This window comes from Skermanella rosea, assembly GCF_016806835.2.
Classification (GTDB): domain Bacteria; phylum Pseudomonadota; class Alphaproteobacteria; order Azospirillales; family Azospirillaceae; genus Skermanella; species Skermanella rosea.
Genome location: NZ_CP086114.1, coordinates 13,657 through 35,625 on the forward strand (window position 1 = coordinate 13,657; position 21,969 = coordinate 35,625).

A 21,969-nucleotide genomic window follows, 5' to 3' on the forward strand; every position below is an offset into this window, starting at 1 on the left:
CCGGACGAAGGCATTACCCCGATCACGCGGCAGGAGGGAGCATCGGTGGACGCCGGCACATCGATGGGGCATCGACCGGCGGCCGACCGGTCCCGAGGCCTGCCGGACCCGGACTGCCGGCGCCGTCAGGTCGCCGGCGGTCCCCGGGACCGGGTCAGGTACCCCGCGCCGGAGCCTCGTCGATCGTCAGGATCGAGGCGAGGATCTCCTCGGGATCGGCGAAGGACGGACAGGCCGCCCAGCGTCCGATCGCGTCGTTGCCGAACTTCACCACGCCGATGTGGGTCTCGAGGTCGGCGTCCAGCACCGGGTCCGGGTCGACGAAGCCGAGCCTGCGGCGCAGGATCTCGGTATCCTCCTTCGATGCCCGGAGAAACAGCCAGCCGGGTCCGACCCCATAGGTTTCCATGTAGGCCAGCATCGTTTCCCGGGTGTCCATTTCCGGCTGCAGGGTGATCGAGTACATGTGCAGGTCGCGTCCTACCCGGCCGTTCAGCATCTGCTGGACCTCGACCAGCCTCTGCGTGGACAGGGGGCAGATGTCGCCGCAGCCGGCATAGAAGAAGTTGATGACGACCTTTTTCCCCCGGACCAGGTCGTCGTAGAAACGGTAGCTCCGTCCCTCGTGCGAGGTCAGCAGGGTATTGGGAAGAAAGCTGCCGTCGTCGCCTTCCGCCGCCAGCGACGCCGCGGCGGAGAGGAGCTCGGCAGCCCCGAGCCCGAGGGCTCCGCCGCCCAGCACGACGGCGGATCCCCACAGGAAGTTCCTTCTGCGCATGTTCATCGCCATCTCCGGCTCGAAGTTCACAGCACCCGCCGCTCAGGAAGCCGCGCCGTCCACGATGTCGTAGCGAGCCATCATGGCGTGGTCCTCGTGGATCACGTTGTGGCAGTGGAGCGGATACTTGCCGACGAAATCCCGGAACTTGACATAGATCTTCACCTTCTCGCCGGGATGCAGCCAGATCACGTCCTTGCGGGCGTACTCGACGTCACCGGGCTTCACGGCGACGCCGTTGCGCGACAGGATCCGGAATTCCTCGTAGTGCATATGGATCGGGTGCGACCAGCCGCCGCCCCCGTTCTCGATGTTCCAGATCTCGGCGGTGCCCAGCTTGCACCTGGCATTCACGACGTTGCGGTTGAACAGCTGGTTGTTGACGGTCCAGGCGCCGTTCTGCCGGTTGAAGATCCAGGTCCGCTCCTTGTTGATCACCTTGTCCATCACGGGCAGTTCGCGCAGGACCGCGATCTCTTCGGGCTTCTTGCTGCCATCGGCCACGACGGGACCGAGATTGATCTTCAGGAGCGGCGTGCCGGGATTGAGGATCTTGCCGGTCGGGCCGGTACCGTCCTTGTGCTCCAGGACGTTCATCAGGAAGATCTCGGAGCCGGACGCCTGGGAGAAATCGACGATGATATCGACCCGCTCGGCCACCGTCAGATTGATGCTGGTCCTCTTGATCGGCTTGGGAAGCAGGTTGCCGTCGCTCGAGATCTGCCAGAAGGGCATGTTGTTGCTGAACTTGAGGGTATGGAACCGGGAGGGGCCTGTGTTCAGCAGGCGCAGGCGATAGCGGCGTTTCTTGACGTCGAAGAAGGGCTGGATCTTGCCGTTGACGGTCTGCTTGTCGCCGATGATGCCGTCGAGCGCGAACAGGTCGTAATAGGCGATGCCCTTGCTGTCGAACACCTTGTCGCCCAGGACCAGCGGCACGTCGTACTCGCCGCTGGGCAAGCGGAAACCGCTGCCGTTGGTCTCGTCGTTGCAGTCGAGTTCGTCGTACAGGAGATATGTTCCGACCAAGCCGCGATAGACGTTCTGGGCCGTGTAGTCCAGGCGATGGTCATGGAACCACAGGAAGCCCAGGGCCTCCCGGGGATCGTCGTCGGGAAGCTTGTTGCAGTAGTGGAAATCCTTGTAATAGCCCGTGGTATAGTAGTCGGTTGGATTGCCGTCGCTTTCCGAGGCGGTGTGGGCGTTGTGGAGATGCGTCGAAGTATCCTGGATGCCGTATCCCCGGTGGTTCGAGGGAAGGCTGTTCCTGTTCCGGATGACGAGCGGCTCGCCGTACCGGGCGTGGATGGTGGGCTCGGCATAGTGGGCGGCGTCATCGGAGTCGCCCTGGAAATTCCAGATCTTCTGCGTGGGAAGGTCCTTGTGGAAGGACCAGGTCCGCTCCTTCTGCTCGATCTCATAGAATTTCTGCGGCTTGTATTCCTCCCACATCTGGTGGTCGGCGCGCGGGGCCTCCTTGGCATCGCCGCTGTGGCCCGCGCCGAGCCTTGTCAGGTCGAAGCTGCCGTCGGGTTCCAGGGGCTTGGGGATCGGCAGCGGCTCGACCCAGGGAGTGGTTCTCGGACTTACCAGCGTTCCGGCGCCTGACGCCCGGATGCTGAGCCCGCTCTTTGCGACGAGCATTCCTCCCGCCGTCAGCAGGCCGTACCTGAGCATGTCGCGCCGGCTCAGCTTCGCATCGATGATCTCGACGCGATTGAGCTTGGCTTGCTCCTGAAGTTTCTCAATTGCTGTTGAAACCATTTGCCCGTCTCCCGAAAGCTTGCCCAAGGCACCGAATGGATCAGCCGAGAACTCCCGGTTTGACTTCGCGAGGATTGCCGGCATTGGGTGTCTGAACGGTGACGAAGCAGCATCGTGAATATTTCATGTTTGAACTGGGTAATACCGCAAGACATCGTAGTTTATGTTTTTGAGATTAAAAAAAGTTCATGAACGGTTTTTAACTTGCGGTGCACTGCGTAACAATATTGCATCGCGAGGATCATTTTTAATAACGGCAATATCCCGAAAGCAGAAAGGGGCCGCCGGGGCGGCCCCTCCCGTCGTGTTTCAGGCCGGGATCAGCGGAGGGCGATCGGGCGCAGGGCCGTTCCCGCCACCGTTCCCCGGATGGCGTTGGTCGTGGCGACGTACGCGAACTCGTAGACGCGGTCGGCCGCGAGTTGCTCCTGGTTGTGGAATTCCAGGATATGGACACCCTGCTCGACCAGCAGGTAGACATGCACGGGGTTGAAGCTGCCGCCGACCGCCTGCGAGTCCTCCGGCCGGGGCGGCAGGACCTCCAGGCCCGACGTGTCGGTGCCGAGAGCAATCGCCCCTTTCTGTTCGACCAGCCATTTCGCAGCCTTCATTCCCAGGCCCGCCGTGTCGTGCTGGCTGATCTTGTCGTGGTCGCTGCCGTTGGCACCCCAGTAGCGCGCCGTGCCGGTGCGCACCAGGACCACCGTGCCGGGCGTCACGTCTACCTGCTGGCGGGCGAGGGCGGCCTGCAGGTCCTCGACCGTGATCTCGTAGCTCGACGGCAGCGCATCGACGTTCTTGTAACCGGCCACGTCGATCATCACGCCGCGGGCGACGATCGGCGGAATGGTCAGGACGTCGGCCTTGCGCACGCCGAAATTCCCGCTCCAGTCCTCCTCCTTGAAGCCGTTGTACCAGTGATTGTCGTCGCCGTGGGTGATATGGGCGAGGCCGTCGATCTGGGTCGCCACGTTGTCGTTGATGAACAGGGCGTTGCTGTGCCAGGCGGTGCCGCCCGTGTTGCCCTGTTCGGGCGTGGTGAACGCCAGGTCCTTCTGGTCCTTCACGCCCACGGGAGACCGAAAGGTGATGATCTCGCCTGGGCTATGGCCCGCCCACTTATAGGACTGGCGGTCATAGGGCAGGCCAAGATCGTAGGTCTTGCCCTGGGTGGCCAGCCGCAGCGCCGCGAGACGCGACGCGTCGGTCATCTCGTTGAGGGCGCCGACCTCGTCGTCCGGACCCCAGACCCAGCCCCACCCCTTGCCTTGGGTCCATTTCTTCATGCCGGCATCCTGGGCGACGGCCTGTCCTGTCGCGAGAGTCAGGCCGAGGCCTGCCAGGAGAACGGCGACTTTCATGGGCTTCATTGTTTCCTCCCATCCATCTTCCCGCCCGGTCCGGAAAGTTCGGCCCCTCCTATACGACCGGGTGGTGTGATGAGCATATCTCAGGTGGAAGCCCCGCAGAAGATCGAAAACCAGGACAGGAGCACCGCCTCAAAAACCGTCGGTGCCGGACCTGCGGGAAGCCGCGCTATCGGCTGCCTGCGTCCCACCGGCCCGGGGCGTCACCTCGCTCCTGGGCCCCCCGCCCGGTATGCTGGGATAGACCACCGCATCGGCCTTGTCGGATCGCAAGCGGACCTTTCCGGATCGGATTTCGAGCACGGTCCAGCCGCCCACCTCATCCCCGGCAACCACTCGCCGTATTCGGTCGTCGTCGGGATCGATCACGATCGCGACGGAGCGCTCGCCGGAGACCGCCGTCCCGCGGATCTCGGGGACCGGGGGGAAAGCATCCGTTTCCGCAGCTGGAACCGATGGTTGGCCGGGTCCCACGTCAGCCGGCTCGTAGGCGCGCCGTCCGGGGGTGAAGAGCGGGCGCCGCCGCAACTCGTCGACCAGTGCCGCGATCCGTCCGCCGTCATCCGCGGACCGCTCCGCCGGGGGTTCCACCCGGGACGGCGCCACATGCACCGCGGGAACCTCGGGTTGCCATTCCAGCCCCCCCGCAAGAATCGCCCCGCCGGCTGCCAAGGCAATCAAGGGCAGCAGGCGCTGCACCGGGAAATGCGTCATTCGCCATCCTCCACAGCGGTCATCCGACCGGCCGGCACATCGACGCGGATCCGTACGGGATCGTCGACAGGGGGCCACCGGCGCCCCCTCCTCGGGGTCAGGGCAGAGTTTACCATGATACCAGGACCCCACCGCCACATGTGTCTTTCGGACAGGCGTTTCTACGTTGTTTCCGCATTGCGGCAGTCATGCTTTTAGCCCCTTCAAGGTCGTCACCAGAAACTGTCCGGAAGGTCATCGGCATTTATGCCCAAGGTACATCATCCCTTTAGTATCATAGAAATTTTTCAGAGATTAAGGGACATTTACGCTCGATGCGATTTCCTCGGAGGTGTGGGAATGAACAAGAAATGGCAGCTTGGAAGTCCAGATAATTGTTAGTTGTATGCGGTGAACTTTGCCCCGCCCTAGGCTTATCCATCAGGTTTCTCTCATGAGAGGCACTGGGTAGCTTCAGCATCTCTTTTCTGCCTGCTTTGTCACGTGTGTTCAATCTGCTTGTTTCGTACATGCGGTTTACCGAACAGTTTCTTTTCTCAATCTGCCAGAAGATGTGAAAAATTACCTCAAACGGAACAATAAACTTAATCCCGGTATCCTATGCCCTATAGTTAATCCGCAAGCATGATCATTAACTTCGAAATCGGTGTTGCATTGGCATATACCGCGCATGTTGAAGTTATATTTGCCAAGTTAAAGTGTTTGCCAATTTTTTAAATAGAGGAGCCGAACGTCGTCAAGAGCTAAGCTTAACGGTTAAAGGATCTCACTCATATGACAGATTATTTTTCAGTGGCGGCGTATCGGCCGCGACTACGGGTTTGATCGTCCAACGCAACACTCAAGGCAGGCAGCACTCAAGTCAGTAATGCATCACAAAGGAGTATGTATAGTGCGATTCCGGTTAATGGATAATGAGCCGTTTGAACGTTAGAGGCTTATCCTAGATCTGGTATAGGTTTATCAATAAACAATAGCATGGAGAAGTTCAGAAAATATCTGAGACAACTCGACCCAAGGGGCAAAGTTCATCATTATCGCTAGGTTCGCAACGGGGATTCTTGCGGTTTCTCCTGATGATGACATCTTACAGGCAGAAGTCGATCATCTGCGCTCCATCATCGAACTTTCCAGTCCGTTCACTTTGCATCGTTTCATCAATCGCCAGCTTGCTTCGGTAAGTGCGTTGCACTTCGGGAGGTTGGACAGGCTTGCTTCCCGTGATGACGGGCGGAGCCCGCTGGCGTGCGGTGGTACCTCAAAGAAGAAGTCCCATAACAAAGATTTGCGAGGTGCTTCATGTCACGGAAATCAAAGCGCAAATTGGCCAAGAGCATCGTCCTTTCAAGCATGATCGCGGGAGCGGGCCTGCTCATGCTTGCGGCCCCCTCGGCCCCCGTGCTCGCCGCCGAGGACGATTTCACCGATCCGGCGACGACGCCGCCCAAGGCGCCGCCTCCGGCCAACAGTGAAACGGAGGCGAGCCTTCAAAAGAAACTTCCGGCCAGCACGCCCGACTACTTCAAGAAGATTTATTCCCACTTCATGAAACAGCCGTTACCGGCCAAGGTCTTCGACCAGGGAGGTATTCCCGTCGTCATACCGAAGCTGGAGATCGACAAGGACCCCAACGGCGAGACGGGCTCGTACCAGCCTCTCGGCCAGACGGTGACTTCACAGAACGCCTTCTTCAAGTCGCTCGGCACGAACGGCCGGTCCTGCGTCACCTGTCACCAGCCTGCCAGCGGCATGAGCGTCAGCCTCCGCAACATCGAGAAGCGGTTGAAGAAGACCAAGGGTGCCGATCCGATTTTCGCACCCGTCGACGGCGCCAACTGCCCCACCCTCGTGCCGGCGTCCGAAACCTCCGGATCCGTGCTCGGCGGCTACAAGGGCAAGAGCAAGAAGGACTTCATGGCGGCCCGCTCGCTGCTGCTGAGCCGGGGCGTCTTCCGCATAGCGCTTCCCCTGAAGAAACCCGCCGAATTCAAGGTCGAGGTCCTGAGCGATCCGACGACCTGCAACACGGACAGCCTGACGAACGTCAACGCGGACGGCGACCAGATCATTTCCGTGTTCCGGCGTCCGCTCATGTCCGCCAACCTGCACTTCAAGACCGCATTCACGACCTTTCCCATTCCCGGCATCCCGGCACCGGAAAGGAGCGGCAACATCATGTGGGACGGTCGCGAGCCGACCTTGAGGAGCCAGGCCATCAGCGCCACGTTGGGCCATGCCCAGGCATTGACGCCGCCGAGCGACAAGGATCTCGATGAGATCGTCGCGTTCGAGACCGGGATCTTCAGCGCCCAGTACAGCGACAAGCAGGCGGGAATCCTGTCCGCTTCGGGTGGCCTCGGCGGGCCCGTGAACCTGGCCGCGAACGGCAAGGAACCGCCGGCTTTCGGACCGGTGGCATTCGACGAGTTCGCGGCATGGGCGACCCCTCCCGGAAGCGGAGCGGCGAAGCGGGAGCGGGAGTCGATCGCCCGCGGCGAGGCCTTGTTCCACGGGGTCGGCAAGAACGCGCAAGGGAGCGTGACCCGCGGTGCGTTCATCATCAACGGGGTCAACGGCTTCAACGACCTTGTCGGCCCCAACGCTCCGGGAACATGTTCGACCTGCCATAACTTCAAGCATTCGGGCGCCGACGTCCTGGCGAATTCGCAACGCGACATCGGCATCGGCGGCCACGCAGTCAGCGTCGGTGGCCCGCCGCCCAGCAAGGACCTGCCGATCTTCAAGGTCTCGGGCTGCGCTCCCGGCACCCTCCAATGGAATCCCGCCGCGACGGAAGCGGTGACCAATGACCTGGGCAAGGCCACCCTCACGGGCCGCTGCGCCGACATCGGCGTCAGCACCGTCCCGAGCCTGCGCGCCTTGTCGGCCCACGAGCCCTACTTCCGCGACGGTTCGGCCAAGACGCTGATGGATGTCGTGAACGTCTATGACAAGCGCTTCTCGATCGGTCTGACGAAACAGGAAAAGCAGGACCTCGCCAACTTCCTGAGCGCCCTGTAAGCCTAACCTGCCTGCGGCGGCGGCGGGACACTGCCCGTGTCCCGCCGCCGCTGCTTTCCAAAACCCCCGGGAGAGATGCCGGGGAACGCCGCGGCATCCCGTTTCACGGGCGCTCCGCGACCCGGATCACGGCCGCCTCGCCCCTCGCGGCGGCGCATCCGGACTGGCCTTTCGATCCCGCATCGGGAAACGGCAAAAAGATGCTACAGTCCGGCCCTGGACTATGAACCGCCAGGGAGAGCGGTCATGACGGAAAGGGCGCACATCCTCGTCGTGGATGACGAAGCCGAGGTGCGGGACCTGCTCCGGGAGTATCTGGGCAGGCAGGAGTTCGACGTCAGCGCCGCCGGAAACGTTCCCGAGGCCCGCGCGGTGCTGAATGCCGCCGAGGGCTCGGCGCCGATCGACCTCGTCATCCTGGACCTGAAGATGCCGGGGGAGAACGGCCTGACCCTGGCCCGCGAGCTGCGGGACCGCTGCGACGTGGCGATCATCATGCTGACGGCGTCCGGCGAAACCATCGACCGCGTCGTCGGGCTGGAGGTCGGCGCCGACGACTACGTCGCCAAGCCGTTCGATCCGCGCGAACTCCTGGCCCGCATCCGGAGCGTGCTGCGCAGGGCGGGAGCGGCCCGGCGGACGCCGCCGGCCGCCGACCAGGGAGCAGAGCCGGCGGCGCCCGCTCCCGCCCGGATCCCGTTCGGGCGGTGCACGCTGGACCCGGAGGCCCGCCGCCTGTTCGAGGCCGACGGCACGGAGGTTCCGATCACCGCGATGCAATTCGACCTGATCGAGGTCTTCCTCGGCAATCCCAACCGCGTGCTGTCCCGCGACCGGCTGCTGGAGCTGACCCATAAGCGGGGGGACGAGCCGTTCGACCGCAGCATCGACATCCGCGTCGCGCGCCTGCGGCGGAAGATCGAGCCCCAACCCGACAAGCCCCGGACGATCAAGACCGTCCACGGCGTGGGCTATGTCTACGTGCCGGGCGGAGGGGGCGGGAAATCGGCGTGACCGTGCGCCGGAAGACCCGCTCCCGAAAAGGAGAAGCCATGGCTCCAGGACCGAAATATCCCCCGCTCCTCCATTTCTACCACCGCCAGTCCGAAGCCCTGTTCGGCGGCCTCCGCAACGGCCGGGCGGCGAAGCGCGCGCTGGAGCAGAGCGAGCGCCGGTTCCGCGCCATCGTCGAGGACCAGACCGAGATGATCTGCCGCTTCGGCGCGGATTTCCGGATCAACTTCTCGAACCGGGCCCACGCCCGGTTCGTCGGTGACGAGCCGGAGACCCTGCTGGGCCGCGATTTCCTCGACTCGTTTCCGGCCAGGATACAGAAGTCGTTGCGCGCCGGGTTGGAGGCGCTGACGCCGGAGGACCCGATCCTGCGATGCGAGCATGACCGGACGACGCCCGCCGGCGAGGTCCAGTGGTTCGCCTGGACGAACCGGGCCCTGTTCGACGAGGCCGGCCATTGCCTTGGCTACCAGTCGGTCGGCCGCGACATCACCGCGCGCAAGCGGGCCGAGGATGCGCTCCGGGAGAGCGAGATGCGGTTCCGGACCATCGTGGAGGACCAGACCGAGTTCATCTCCCGCTGCACGCCGGATTTCCGGTTCACCTTCGTCAACGAGGCCTACGCCCGCCAGCTGGAACGCCCGCGGGAGGAGATCATCGGGTCGAGCGTGCTCAAGCTGATGACGCCCGACCAGCGGACCCAGTTCATCGCGCAGCTCCTGGAGCTGACGCCGTCCAACCCGACGGTCTCCTACGAGATGTCCTCGGCGGCCTCCGATGGCCGCCTGCTGTGGGAGCAATGGACCGACCGCGCCCTGTTCGACGAACGCGGGCAGCTGGTGGGCTACCAGTCGGTCGGCCGCGACATCTCCAAGTCGAAGACGATCGAGGCGACGCTCAAGGCCAGCGCCGAGGAGCTGGCCCTGATCGCCGACTGCATGCCGGTCGCCATGGCCATCGCGCGGACCGATCCCACGGAGATCCTGTTCTCCAACTCGCGGGCGCGGGAGAGCTTCGGCCTGTACCCCGGCTGCCCGCCGGACCGGATCACGGCCATCTACGAGGACCTGTCGGACCGCGACCGGCTGCTCGGCCTCCTGTCCAGGCACGGCAACGTCGAAGGGTTCGAACTGTCGCTCCGGCGGGCGGACGGCACGGTCATCCGGGCGCTGATATCGGCACGGACCATCCAGTTCCGGGGAGCCTCGGCGGTGGTCGCGGCGATCACCGACATCACGTCGCGCCTTCAGACCGAACAGGCCCTGCGCACCAGCGAGGCGCGGCTGCAGGCCTTCATGCAGCATGCGCCGGCGGGCATGTTCCTGAAGGACCTGGACGGCCGCTACATCGTCGCCAACCCGGAGATGGAGAAGGTCCAGAACCGGCCGATCTCCAGGATCATCGGGCGCACGCCGCAGGACGTGTTCGCCCCGGAGGACGCGGCGCTGATCCGGTACTACGACCAGCAAGTGCTGAATACCGGCGCCGCCGTGGTGAACGAGGAGCATGTTCCCTACATGCCGCACTATCCCTGGCGGATGGTCGTCCGTTTTCCCATCCGCGGGGCGGACGGGCAGATCACCCACATCGCCGGGTTCATCTTCGACATCAGCAGCCGCAAGAACGCCGAGGCCGAGGCCGACCGGCAGAGGGCCGCCATGCACCAGCGGGACAAGCTGGCGGCCCTGGGATCGCTGCTGGCCGGCGTCGCGCACGAACTGAACAATCCGCTGTCGGTCGTGCTCGGCCGCGCCATCATGCTGGAGGAGGAAAGCACCGACGCCGCGATCCGCGAGTCCCTGGGCCGCCTCCGCGTCGCCGCGGAGCGCTGCGCGCGGATTGTCAAGAGCTTCCTCGCCCTGGCCCGGCAGAAGGCCCGCGAGCCCAAGCCGGTCGATGTCCGCGCCGTGCTCGAAGGCAGCATGGAGATCCTGGCCAGCGGCCTGCGCAGCGCCGGCATCGAGGTCGTCCGCGAGGACCCGCCCGACTTGCCTATGGTCCTGGCCGACGAGGACGAACTCCACCAGGTCTTCATGAACATCATCATCAATGCCCAGCAGGCGCTGGAGGCGGCACCGCCGGACCAGGTCCCGGGGTCCGGCAGGACCGTGTGGGTGAGCACGGCCCACGACGCGGCCGCCGGAACGGTCCGGATCGAGATCGCGGACAACGGCCCCGGCGTTCCGGAGGCGGTGCGCGGCCAGATCTTCGATCCCTTCTTCACGACCAAGCCGATCGGATCGGGAACCGGGCTGGGCCTGTCGGTCTGCCACGGGATCATCTCGGCCCACGGCGGATCGATCGCGGTGGAGGACCGGCCAGGCGGGGGGGCGCTGTTCCGCGTGACGCTCGATGCCTGCCGGGCGCCGGCCGAAACGGCCTCGGCGATGCTGGCTGACGGCGACTGCGGCAACGGAACCGTCCTGGTGGTCGACGACGAGCCGGAAGTCGTCTCCCTGCTGGAGGAGATCCTGAAGCGGGAAGGCTACCGCGTCGAGACGGCGGACAACGGGGCGTCCGCGCTGGAGCTGCTGCGCGACCGGCGGTTCGACGCCATCCTGTGCGACATCCGCATGCCGCTGCTGGACGGGGCCGGCCTGCTCCGGATGCTGGAGGCGCACCGGCCCGACCTGGCCGGCAGGGTCCTGCTGATGACCGGAGACGTCCTGAGGGCCGCCGCGACCCTGCCGGCCGGCGCCCGCGCCCGGCTGCTCGAGAAACCCCTGGACCCGGTGGAGGTCCGGCGCCGACTGAGGGACATGGTCGGCCGGCGCCCGTGACGGGACCTCAGCGGACGCAGATCGCCGCCGACATGACCTGGCCCTCGAAGCCGAAGCCGACATGATCGGCCCCGAGCGTCGTTTCCAGGATGCCCTCGGCCGGCCGGGCCGCCGTGCGGCACAGGTCGGCATGGGGCCGGAATCCCGCATCGCGCAGGCGGGAGAGCCAGCGCGGAACCGTGTCGAACCGCTCGCCGCGCAGGTCGGCGGGCATGCCGAGGACATCCACGATCTCCGGCCCGAAGAACATCCGGGCCATCGTCCGCTCCTCCTGGGAGATGTCCATGCGGTCCAGGATGCTGAAGCAGGCGCCGTAATACCGCCAGGCATGGGCAAGCCGAAGCAGCAGGTCTTCGCTCTCGAAATCGGCGCTCGGCTCGGCGATCACCAGCGCCTCCGGCTTCAGCGACTTCAGGTTCCGCAGGACCGCGTCCCTGGTACCGTTCCCGCCGACATGATGAAGCGAGAACACGGCATTGACGAAGATCCGGCTTCCGATCGGCCGGAGACCGTCCCACTGCGCCGCCGTCAGGGATTCGACGCGCGACGGCACGGCCCGGAAGCGGAACGGCAGGCCGAGGCCGGAGGCCAAGGACGACAGGGTAGCCTCCGCCTCGGCCAGCGCGCCCTCGGCAGGGTCGATGCCGACGACGGTGAGCGACCGGGGCAGGGTGCCGCGTCCCGCCAGGGAGCGGAGAAGGCCGGCCACCCTGCCGCCGTTGCCGATTCCCACATCGACGAGCACGGCGTCTTCACGGCGTTCCAGCAGGCCTTCCAGGATCGTACCGGCGACCCCCGCCGCAAGCTCCATCGGCGGGAAACGGTCGGCATGGGACTCGAACAGGGCGCCGTGCAAGGTACCGTGCCCGGTCTTCCAATCTATGTTCTTGAGCAGCGCCTGCGCGAAGCACTGCGTCTTCATCCTGAGATCCATCCCGCAGGACTGGATCCTGTCGAGGAGATCGACGAAAGCGACGAAGGCGCCGTCCTCGTCGGACCGCTCGATGCACCGGGCCATTCCCAGCAGCATGGGAAGGACGTCGTTCTCACCGACGTCGGCGGGCTTGACGCGACCGGCCGACAGGGGCGGCGTCCACCGGTCGTCCCGGGCGAGGCTGTCTGGCATGGCGATTCTCTCCGCGCGCCGGATTTCCGGCTTCAGAGCGCGAATCCGAGAGCGATGGCCGATGCCGTCGCCAGACCGGCCGCCGCCGCGGCCAGTTTCTCGGCCGATGACCACCGGGCCCAGTCCCGGGCGATGCTCGCCACGTCGCGCCACGCTGCGCTTTCCCTCGGCATGTCTCGTTGCTCCCCGGCTGGATCGCTGGTGGACGGGCCACCCTCCGGGACAGAAGGTTAGCGGGCCGGTGTTTCACGGGAACGTCCGGCCGGCCGATCGGATGTTTCAGTTGTTTCAGGCGGCGTTCCGGACCCCCGCTCCCACCGTTATATACAGTCTTATATTTCCATAATCTTGATTATGCATTCAGGTCTCCCGAAATCCTTCCAGGCACTTACTTTCGACAACTCTATCCGACACACGATCGGGTCGCACCGCTCCGGCCCTCCAGGAAGCCCCTGGCCGACCGGAGGAAGCGTGTGACGACGGCGTCCCCGTCCTCGCGATACACGATCATCACGTCGGCTATGGGGCACGGGTCGGCCAGGGGCAGGTAGACGATACCGCTGCGGGCCAGGGTGCGCACGGTCTCGGGAACCAGCGCCACCCCGAGACCGGCCGCGACCAGGCTGGTCAGCGAATAGGCTTCGAACACCTCCTGCGAGATGCGCGGCATGAATCCGGCCCGGACGCAGCAATCGACCAGATACTGCGCGAAGGGTGAATCCCGCAGGCGCAGCGACACAAAGGTCTCGCCGCGAAGATCCGCCAGCGCCACGATCCCGCGGCCGGACAGCGGATGCCCCTCGGGCAGCGCCACGACAGTCCTTTCGCTCCAGGCGAACTCCGTCTTCAGGTCGCGGTCCACGGCGGGACAACGCAGGAAGCTCACGTCGGTCCGGCGGTCGTGGAGTGCCGCGATCTGGTCCATGGGCGGCATCTCGTGCAGCCGGACCGCGACCTGGGGATAGGCCGCCGCATAGTCGGCGACCAGCTGCGCGAGCGGTCCCAGCAGCACCGAGCCGGTCATCCCGATGTCCAGCTTGCCCGACAGGCCCCGCCCGATCGCCCGCGCCTGCTCGGCGGCCTGCCCGACCTGCTCCAGCACGGCCCGGGCGTGGCGGAGGAACGCGGCGCCGGCCGGAGTCAGTTCGACCCGCCTGCTGGTCCGCCTCAGCAGTTCCGTCCCGACCTCGACCTCCAGGTCGCGGATCTGCTGGCTCAGGGGCGGCTGGGAGATATGCAGGCGCTGGGCTGCCGCGGTGAAGCTGAGTTCTTCCGCGACGACCACGAAATAGCGCAGATGCCGGAGTTCCATGACCACCCTGCCCGCCCGCGGCGATGTCGCCCGACCATAGGTTTTTCATATCAATCCAGTCAAACGACATATTGGACGTCAGGATCGGAAGGGTCGAAGATGTTTCCCACAGGGAGAGAACGATAGCCCGACGCCGCGGAAAGCAGGCGCGAAGGAGCCCTTCTCATGATCAGTCTGGCAGAACAGGATCTGCGCCTGGGGACGGAGGTGATGCACCGACTGGACCGTCTGGCGCGGTTTTCCGAGGAGGAGGGCGCGCTGACCCGCCTCTACCTCACGCCCGAGCACAAGGCCGCCGCCCTCCAGGCGAGGCAGTGGATGGAGGCCGCCGGCATGGCGGTCCATGTCGATGCGGCCGGCACGGTCGTCGGCCGGTACGACGGCACGGGAGAGTGGCGGCAGGCATTGCTGATCGGCTCCCACATCGACACCGTCCGGAATGCCGGAAAGTACGACGGCAGCCTCGGCGTGGTCGCCGCGATCCAGGCCGTCGCGGAACTCCGTCGCCGCAACCGGCGCCTGCCCTTCCCCGTCGAGGTGCTGGCCTTCGGCGACGAGGAGGGCGTCCGGTTCCCGGTGACCCTGCTGGGCAGCCGGACCGTCGCCGGCACCGTCGATCCCGCCATGCTGGACGCCCGCGACGACGACGGGGTGACGGTCCGCGAAGCCCTGCTCGCCTTCGGCTGCACGCCCGAGGGAATACCCGCCGCCGCCCGCCGGCGGGACGAAGTGCTGGGCTATGTCGAACTCCACATCGAGCAGGGCCCGGTGCTCGAACGGGAGGATCTGCCGGTCGGCATCGTCACGGCGATCAACGGCGCCAGCCGTTTCCTGGTCGAGCTGGCCGGAGAGGCGGGACACGCCGGCACCGTCCCCATGGCGCTCCGCCGCGACGCCCTGGCCGCCGCCGCCGAGATGGTCCTGGCGATCGAGCGGCGCGCGGCCGCGGTGCCGGAGCTGGTCGGGACCGTCGGCAAGCTGGAGGTGCCCGGCGGGGCGACCAACGTGGTTCCCGGCGCCGTCCGCTTCACCATCGACGTGCGCTCCCCCGACGACGGGCAGCGGGCCTCCGCAGTCGCCGACATGCTGGCGGCGATCGAGACCGTCGCGTCGCGCCGCGGTGTCCGAGCCACGGCCCGGCGGACCTACGAGGAAACGGCGCGGAAATGCGCCCCCTGGCTGATGGAGCGGCTTGAGGCCGCCGTCGCCGCCAACGGCATCGAACCGCGCCGCCTGTCCAGCGGCGCCGGCCACGACGCCTCGGCCCTGGCCGGCCTGACGGACATCGCCATGCTGTTCGTGCGATGCGCCGGCGGCATCAGCCACAATCCCGCCGAAGCCATCGCCGAGGCGGACGCCGATACCGCCGTCCGCGTGCTGCTGACGTTCCTGGAGACCTTGGAAGCAAGAAAAACCATCGACTGAGGAGGAAGCCATGCCCACCGACGATCTGGCGATCAAGCGGATCGACCCGTCCCTTCACAACGACGACCTGGCGCCCCTGCCCTTCGAGAAGAGGAAATGGGGCTGGTTCGAGATCTTCAACGTCTGGTCCAACGACATCCAGAGCCTGTTCGGCTACACGCTCGCGGCGACCCTCTTCATCTCCTACGGACTCAACGGCTGGACGGTCTTCGCGGCGATCGTGCTGGCCGGCGTCATCGTGATGTTCCTGGTGAACCTGTCGGGCAAGCCGAGCGTGCGGTACGGCATCCCCTACCCGGTGATGGCGCGCGCCAGCATGGGCGTCCGGGGCGCCAACTTCCCGGCGCTGGTTCGGGGCATCGTGGCGATCTTCTGGTACGGCGTTCAGACCTATTTCGCCTCGACCGCGGTGGCGCTGCTGATCAACTCCCTGTTCGGCATCTCCGGCGCCCCGGAATATCTCGGCATGACCCTGGTCGGCTGGATCTCCTACGTCATCGTCTGGGGCTTCCAGCTCGCGCTGTTCCTGAAGGGGATCGACTGGATCACCAAGTTCCTGAACTGGGCCGGCCCGCTGGTCTATGCCGTGATGATCGCCCTGATGCTGGCGATCTGGTACCAGGCCGGCGGCGGGCTGCTGACCGAACTGGGCAACATCTTCAGCGGACGGGGCGACTACGCGGGCGGGACGTTCTCGGCCTTCATGGCGGTCGTCGGCACCATGATCGCCTATTTCGCCGCGGTGATCATCAATTTCGGCGACTTCGCCCGGTTCTCCCGGAACGAGGCCGAGATGAAGAAAGGCAACCTGATCGGCCTTCCGATCGGCCTTGCCTTCTTCTCCTTCATCGCCCTCTTCATCACCGCCGGAACGGTGGTGGTGTTCGGCGAAACCCTGACCAACCCGGCCGACATCGTCGCCCGCGTCGACAACCTGTTCCTTACCGTCGTGGCGGCCCTGACCTTCTTCGCGGCCACCGTCGGCATCAACCTCGTCGCCAACTTCATCCCGCCGGCCTACGACATCGCCAACCTGGCGCCGTCCCGGATCAGCGCCCGCACTGGCGGCATCATCACGGCCGTGATCGCCTTCTTCATCGGCGCCCTGTGGGTGTCGGTCATCAGCGCGATCGGCATCGCCGCCTTCGTCGACACCCTGGGCGCGGTGCTCGCCCCGCTCTACGGGATCATGATCGCGGACTACTACCTGGTCCAGAAGCAGCGGCTCGACGTCCAGCACCTGTTCTCCGCCGAGCCGGGAACGACCTATCACTTCAACGAGGGCTGGAACCGCAAGGCCATGGTCTCCTTCGCGATCGCCTCGGTCTTCTCGGTCGCCTCGGTCTGGACCCCGGGCCTGGAGAGCCTTGCCGGCTTCACCTGGATCATCGGCGCGCTCCTGGGCGGATCCTTCCACTACGCCCTGATGCGGAAGGTGTCAGCGGTGCCCTTCGCGTCCTCCGCCCCGGCGCCCTGATCGCCCATAGCCTTCCATCATCCGCCCCGCCGGCCCCTTTCGGGCCGGCGGGCTGCATGTACAAATCAGGTCCTGAAGAGAGAAAAGTTTCTAACGCAGCTCGGCGTCGAAGCGGTCGACCATGCTGTCGAGCACGTCGAGCAGCTGGCGTTCTGGTGCCGGCCTGTCTCCACCTGACTATCCACGAACCGGTTGAGACGGGGAGTTAGCGCGGTACCCGATCAGGTTGAACCGCTCCGGTCCTCGCAGCCGGCCGTTCCACTCGCCGCACTGTGTTGCGCCATGGGCGCAACCTACGGCTCGATGCAGGGCGGAGGTGATGCGGACCGACGGTCGTAGGTTGCGCCCATGGCGCAACGCGTCTGATCGGCTACAGCTCCAGGGAAACGTTGCGACCGCTCATGCCCAGTTCCTGTCCAGGATTGATGTCAGAATATGATATCAGCGTAGCGGCCCGGGTACCATGGCTCCGTCGGAACGAGTGATGCCGGCGCGACAAGTTCGCTGGCATCCGTAGTCAACGCGCACGCTCGAAGTCCGCATACCCATCCTCACCTGTGAAGCAGATCACACATTATCTTTCAGCTTTCACACTGAATAGAGATTGTCGCGAAATCCCCTTCCGTGGGATACAGGATCGTCAAAACATTCTCGTTTCAAATGAAAATGTCGGCCGAGTCAAATCGGGCGATTTTCACTATGGTGAGGGTCGATATGGCTCAGACTGTCTTGAGCGTTGTGCTTGAAGCGCAATCCAAAGGACTTTCTATTCTGCGGGATCTCATCGAGCAGCTCAAGTACCAGGAAGAGAACCCCCCGCCTCCCTTTACCGGTTCCTACGGCAGGCTGAGGAGCCTCGTCCCCACGCTGCACTTCATGTCCATATCCGTCTTCGAGGACGACCATTTCGATCCCCTGCTGGTGATCGAGGCGAATTTCGACGGGCCGCAGGGACCCTTCTGGGCGCAACTGGAGGCGGCGATCGGGCCCCAGCTTCGCGAGATCCTCCGTTACTGCGAGCGGCCCGCGGGCCGGACCGGCGAGACCTTCGACCTGATCACCCGGCCGGGCTCGAAGCATCCGCTGGCACCGTTCCTGGAGGCGCACACCGTGACGCCTATGATCTTCCACCAGGGCAACCGGGGTCTCGACCGCCGCCGCATCGACCGGGAGGCCGAGCTTTTCTTCGCGGCCCAGGAAACGCTGGGAAACGGCGCGCGGTACCACGGCGTCGATGCCGTCACCCTGCACCGGACCCTGCGGTCGTCCCTGCGCGGGACCTTCGACTGGCTGGGCGAACCGGAACCCGTCCGCATCCCCGGGCGCGAGCGCCTGGCCGATCTTGCAAAGCTGGCCGGGTTCGCCATGGTGGCGCTTCTCGTGCTGTCCTTCCCGGGGGTGCTGCTGGCCCTGATCGTGCCGAACGGCTGGGTCGTGGTCAGCGTCTCGCTCCTCGCCGCCCTGGCCACCGGCCGCCTGATAAAGGACCTGCCCGACCTGTTCCGCCAATTCTCGGGGTCGGCGCCGGCGCCGGAATCGGGGCCACCGCCCCGGATGCGCGATGCCTTCGCCAGGGATGCCATGAAGTCGGCCGGATCCACGGTGGGCTTCGTCCGCCTCGCCCTGGCCGCCGCCCTGTTCCTGGCGGTTTACGTCGCCCTCGCGGCGACCGTCTTCGGCGCCCTCGTCGCTCCCCTGACCCCCGCCCCGTTCGGCGAAACCATCGCGGCCTCCGCACGGGTCTTCGCCCTGGGCCTGTCGAGCGTGCCCTTCTCGCTCTGCGCCATCCTGCTCTGGCTGCGCCGGCTGGAGGACCGCGACCCGTGCCATGACGATCCGGCGGTGCGGCCCGAACGCCTCCAGGACATGATGCGGCGGGAGGACTTCATCGCCCAGAACCACATGGGCAGCATGGTGCTGGTCAAGCCCGGCCTGCTGCGCGCCGTGCTGATCCGGGCCGGGCTGAGCGGCCTGGCGCTGATCCTCCGCGTCGTGGCCACCAGCGGCTATCTCGGCAGCATGCGTACCATCCATTTCGCCCACTGGGCCATGGTCGGCAACGGCAGCCGGCTGATGTTCTTCAGCAATTTCGACGGGAGCTGGGAAAGCTACCTCGACGACTTCATCGAGAAGGCCCATGGCGGCCTGACGCTCGCCTGGGGCAACTGCGTCGGCTTTCCCCCCGCCCGCTTCCTGAGCCTGGAGGGCGCCACCCACGGCCGGAAGTTCAAGAACTGGGCCCGCCATTCCATGGCGACGACCCTGTTCTGGTTCAGCGCCTACCGCGACTACACCGTCAACCAGATCGAGCGCCATGCCCGCGTCGCCAGCGGCCTGCGGCAGCCGACGCTCTCGCCGGAGGAGGCCATCGCATGGACCAGGGACTTGTGATCCCGGAAGATACCCGCGACGCCACGAAGTGGGGTCTCTCGCCGCGGCAGCTCGGCCGCATCCAGGGGCTGGTGGTCAGCGGCTTCGGGCACCTGCCCGTGACACGGGCGCTGTTCCTGAAGCTGGACCGGCCGGGCGGCGGCTGGCTCAAGGCGCTGGAGAAGGTGGCGCCGATCACGCCCGCCACCGGCCGGCTGAACCGGTCGACCGCCATCGCGTTCACCTGCGCCGGCCTCAAGCGGCTCGGGTTTTCCGACACGGCGGACATCCCGGCCTTCGCCCTGCCCTTCCGGGAAGGCATGCACCAGCCGGACCGGCGCCGGCGGCTGGGCGACGAGGAGAAGAACGGCACCGTCATCCCCGGCGGCCCGCTCTGGAGCGGCGATCCCGCCGCCACGCCGCAGACGGTCCATGTCCTTCTCCTCCTCTACGCGGCGGACGAGGCCGACCTGGCCGACTGGTGCGCCCAGGTCATGGCGACGCTCGAACCGGCGGGCGTATCGCTGGTGCGGCATCTGGACCTGTCCCTGCGGCTGGACCCCGACGGACGGGCGCGGGAGCATTTCGGCTTCGCCGACGGCTTCTCCCAGCCGGTCCCCTATCTGGCCGGTCCCGATTCCGCCGACCCCGGCGGCGGGCACGCCGCCCGCGACCCGTGGCACGGCGTGCCGATGGGCGAGGTCCTGATGAGCTATACCAACGCCCATGACGAGGCCGCCCCGGCCCCGATCGTTCAGCGGCCGGCCGATATCGCGGCGAAGCACCCGGACCTCAAGCCCGGCGGCGCGCCCGAGGGCTTCCTCGACCTGGGTGCCGACGGCTCCTACCTGGTCGTGCGCGAACTCCGCCAGGAGGTCGCCGCCTTCTGGAACTCGCTGGACGTCGCGGCCCGGACCCTGGGCTGCCCCGGCATCGACGCGGACTGGCTGGCCGACCGGATCGTCGGGCGCGAGCATGACGGCGACCTGCTGTGCCCGGCCGGCGCGCACAAGACGGTGAACGGACAGCCGGCCAACGCCGTCGGGTTCTTCCGGGAGGATTTCCACGGCCTCGGCTGCCCGCTCGGCTCCCACGTCCGGCGGGCCAACCCGCGGGACGGCCTGGCCGCGACGGAAGCGGACCGGAGTGCCCTGTTCAATGCGGCCAACAACCACCGCATCCTGCGCCGCGGCCGGAAATACGGCGAGACCATCGCGAACCGGCTGGAGGACGACGGCAAGGAGCGCGGCCTGCTGTTCATGTGCCTGAACACGGACATCGTCCGGCAGTTCGAGTTCATCCAGCAGACCTGGCTGCTCAACCGGAACTTCGCGGGCCTCTACGGCGAGACCGACCCGCTGCTCGGCCCCAAGGGTCCGTTCACGATCCCCAAGGACCCCCTGCGCCTGAAGGTCGAGGTCGAGACCTACGTGAAGATGGTCGGCGGCGACTATTTCTTCCTGCCCAGCCTTCCCGCCCTCAAGTTCATGGCGGACCTGACATGACCGCGGAACAGGTCTTGCGGCCCCTGCCCGACGGCCTCGGGACGCGGCTGCGGGCATGGGCCTTCGAGCATGTCGATCTCGCCTTCGGGCTGCTGCGCGCGGTGAAGCCGATCCTCAAGGTCGGCGGCACCGTCCTGGTCACCCGCTATGACGACGTGCGGGAGGTCTTCCTGACGGACGACGCCTTCCCCGTGCCTTACCGGGCCAAGCTCGACGTCATCATGGGCGGATGCCCGTTCTTCCTCGGCATGGCGGACACGCCGGAATACCGGCGCGACACCGCCGCGATGCGCAAGGCCATCCTGCGGGAGGACATCCCGGTGCGGCTGGCCGGCGCGGTCGAGACGCTGGCCGAGAGGATCGTGGACGAGGGCGGCGGCCGGCTGGAGGTCGTGGACGAGCTGGTGCGGCGGGTCACCTTCGCGGTGCTGTCGGATTATTTCGGCGTGCCCGATCCGCCGGGCGCGGACCTGCGGGTCTGGGCGACGCGACTGTTCGAATTCCAGTTCGCCGACCCCGGCGACGACCCGGCGCTCCGCGCCGACGTGGACCGGATGGCCCCGGCGCTCCGCGACCATATCGACCGCCTGATCGCCGCCCGCCGCGGATCGAACACCACCGGCAGCGACTTCGAGGGCGACGACGTGCTCGGCCGCTGCCTGGCCCTGCAGCGCCAGGGCGAGCCGGGCTTCTCCGACGAGCAGATCCGCACCGCGCTGATGGGCATGATCGTCGGCGGGCCGCCTCAGCCGCCCATGGTGGTGCCGCAGGCGCTGGAGCAGCTCCTGCGCCGCCCCGACGCCCTGATGGGAGCGCAGGCGGCGGCCCGGTCGGGCGACGACGCCCTCCTCGCCGGCTACGTGTTCGAGGCGATGCGCTTCGACCCGCTCGCCCCCGCCCTGCCCCGGGTCGCCGCGCGCGACCACCGCATCGCCGTCGGGACCCCGCGCGAAACGCTGGTTCCCAAGGGCGCCACCGTGCTGGCGGCGTTCCGCTCCGCGATGCACGACGGGCGCCGGATCCCCGACCCCGGGCGGTTCGATCCGCGCCGGATGCAGCACGAATACATCCATTTCGGCCACGGCCTGCACACCTGCTTCGGCATCCACATGAACCGGGTGCTCCTGCCCCTGATGCTGAAGCCGCTGCTCCGGCGGAACCGGCTGAGGCGCGCGCCGGGACCCGAAGGGCACCTGACCAAGCGCGGCCCCTTCGCCGAACGGCTCCGGGTGGTCTACGATGCGTGAGGAAGTGCATCGTTGCGGCACTGCATAATTGGCTGCCAGACCGGCGCCCCTCCCTGGCCGCCCCGAAAA

The 21,969-nt window shown here is 66.2% G+C and carries 15 protein-coding genes; 8 read left to right on the forward strand and 7 right to left on the reverse strand.

The window, feature by feature from the left end; translation table 11 throughout:
* Positions 1–154: 154 nt before the first annotated feature.
* The 4 genes from JL101_RS33725 to JL101_RS33740 form a co-directional block, all read right to left on the reverse strand.
* On the reverse strand, positions 155–784 hold the full coding sequence (locus JL101_RS33725) for an SCO family protein (RefSeq protein ID WP_203101388.1): 630 nt from the start codon (positions 782–784) through the stop codon (positions 155–157).
* Between the two features lie 36 nt (positions 785–820).
* Entirely contained in the window at positions 821–2,542 is a 1,722-nt protein-coding gene (locus JL101_RS33730) for a multicopper oxidase family protein (RefSeq protein ID WP_203101390.1), read from the reverse strand.
* Positions 2,543–2,862: 320 nt separating this feature from the next.
* The gene (locus JL101_RS33735; RefSeq protein WP_203101391.1) at positions 2,863–3,912 is read right to left on the reverse strand and encodes a cyclase family protein; all 1,050 of its coding nucleotides are present in this window, start codon (positions 3,910–3,912) and stop codon (positions 2,863–2,865) included.
* 129 nt (positions 3,913–4,041) lie between these two features.
* On the reverse strand, positions 4,042–4,623 hold the full coding sequence (locus tag JL101_RS33740; RefSeq protein WP_203101392.1) for a hypothetical protein: 582 nt from the start codon (positions 4,621–4,623) through the stop codon (positions 4,042–4,044).
* Between the two features lie 1,374 nt (positions 4,624–5,997).
* On the opposite strand from JL101_RS33740, the gene JL101_RS33745 reads away from it, so the two are divergent.
* The 3 genes from JL101_RS33745 (at position 5,998) to JL101_RS33755 (ending at position 11,438) form a co-directional block, all read left to right on the forward strand.
* Complete coding sequence (locus JL101_RS33745) at positions 5,998–7,644, forward strand: hypothetical protein (protein WP_203101393.1); 1,647 nt, start codon at positions 5,998–6,000, stop codon at positions 7,642–7,644.
* 246 nt (positions 7,645–7,890) lie between these two features.
* A complete protein-coding gene (locus JL101_RS33750) occupies positions 7,891–8,658 on the forward strand; it encodes a response regulator (RefSeq protein WP_203101394.1) in 768 nt (255 codons plus the stop codon).
* A 38-nt stretch (positions 8,659–8,696) separates the two neighbouring features.
* Positions 8,697–11,438, forward strand: a complete 2,742-nt coding sequence (locus JL101_RS33755) for a hybrid sensor histidine kinase/response regulator (RefSeq protein WP_203101396.1) — start codon at positions 8,697–8,699, stop codon at positions 11,436–11,438.
* A gap of 7 nt (positions 11,439–11,445) precedes the next feature.
* Here JL101_RS33755 and JL101_RS33760 read toward each other — a convergent pair whose 3' ends face one another.
* The 3 genes from JL101_RS33760 to JL101_RS33770 all read right to left on the reverse strand — a co-directional run bounded on the left by JL101_RS33760 (position 11,446) and on the right by JL101_RS33770 (position 13,876).
* Positions 11,446–12,564: a GRAS family protein gene (locus JL101_RS33760; RefSeq protein ID WP_203101398.1), complete on the reverse strand. Its 1,119-nt coding sequence runs from the start codon at positions 12,562–12,564 to the stop codon at positions 11,446–11,448.
* 32 nt (positions 12,565–12,596) lie between these two features.
* Positions 12,597–12,737 carry a hypothetical protein gene (locus JL101_RS33765; RefSeq protein WP_203101400.1) on the reverse strand — a complete coding sequence of 47 codons (141 nt, stop codon included), beginning with the start codon at positions 12,735–12,737 and terminating at the stop codon, positions 12,597–12,599.
* 230 nt (positions 12,738–12,967) lie between these two features.
* The gene (locus JL101_RS33770; protein ID WP_203101405.1) at positions 12,968–13,876 is read right to left on the reverse strand and encodes a LysR substrate-binding domain-containing protein; all 909 of its coding nucleotides are present in this window, start codon (positions 13,874–13,876) and stop codon (positions 12,968–12,970) included.
* Positions 13,877–14,041: 165 nt separating this feature from the next.
* Between JL101_RS33770 and JL101_RS33775 the strand changes: the two genes are divergently transcribed.
* The 5 genes from JL101_RS33775 (at position 14,042) to JL101_RS33795 (ending at position 21,900) form a co-directional block, all read left to right on the forward strand.
* Entirely contained in the window at positions 14,042–15,301 is a 1,260-nt protein-coding gene (locus JL101_RS33775) for an allantoate amidohydrolase (protein WP_203101406.1), read from the forward strand.
* Positions 15,302–15,311: 10 nt separating this feature from the next.
* Complete coding sequence (locus JL101_RS33780; protein WP_203101407.1) at positions 15,312–16,778, forward strand: NCS1 family nucleobase:cation symporter-1; 1,467 nt, start codon at positions 15,312–15,314, stop codon at positions 16,776–16,778.
* Positions 16,779–17,654: 876 nt separating this feature from the next.
* Positions 17,655–19,169: a hypothetical protein gene (locus tag JL101_RS33785; protein WP_203101408.1), complete on the forward strand. Its 1,515-nt coding sequence runs from the start codon at positions 17,655–17,657 to the stop codon at positions 19,167–19,169.
* The gene (locus tag JL101_RS33790) at positions 19,151–20,653 is read left to right on the forward strand and encodes a Dyp-type peroxidase (protein WP_203101409.1); all 1,503 of its coding nucleotides are present in this window, start codon (positions 19,151–19,153) and stop codon (positions 20,651–20,653) included. Before JL101_RS33785 ends, JL101_RS33790 begins: the two co-directional genes overlap by 19 nt.
* Positions 20,650–21,900 carry a cytochrome P450 gene (locus JL101_RS33795; protein ID WP_203101411.1) on the forward strand — a complete coding sequence of 417 codons (1,251 nt, stop codon included), beginning with the start codon at positions 20,650–20,652 and terminating at the stop codon, positions 21,898–21,900. Before JL101_RS33790 ends, JL101_RS33795 begins: the two co-directional genes overlap by 4 nt.
* Positions 21,901–21,969: the final 69 nt, after the last annotated feature.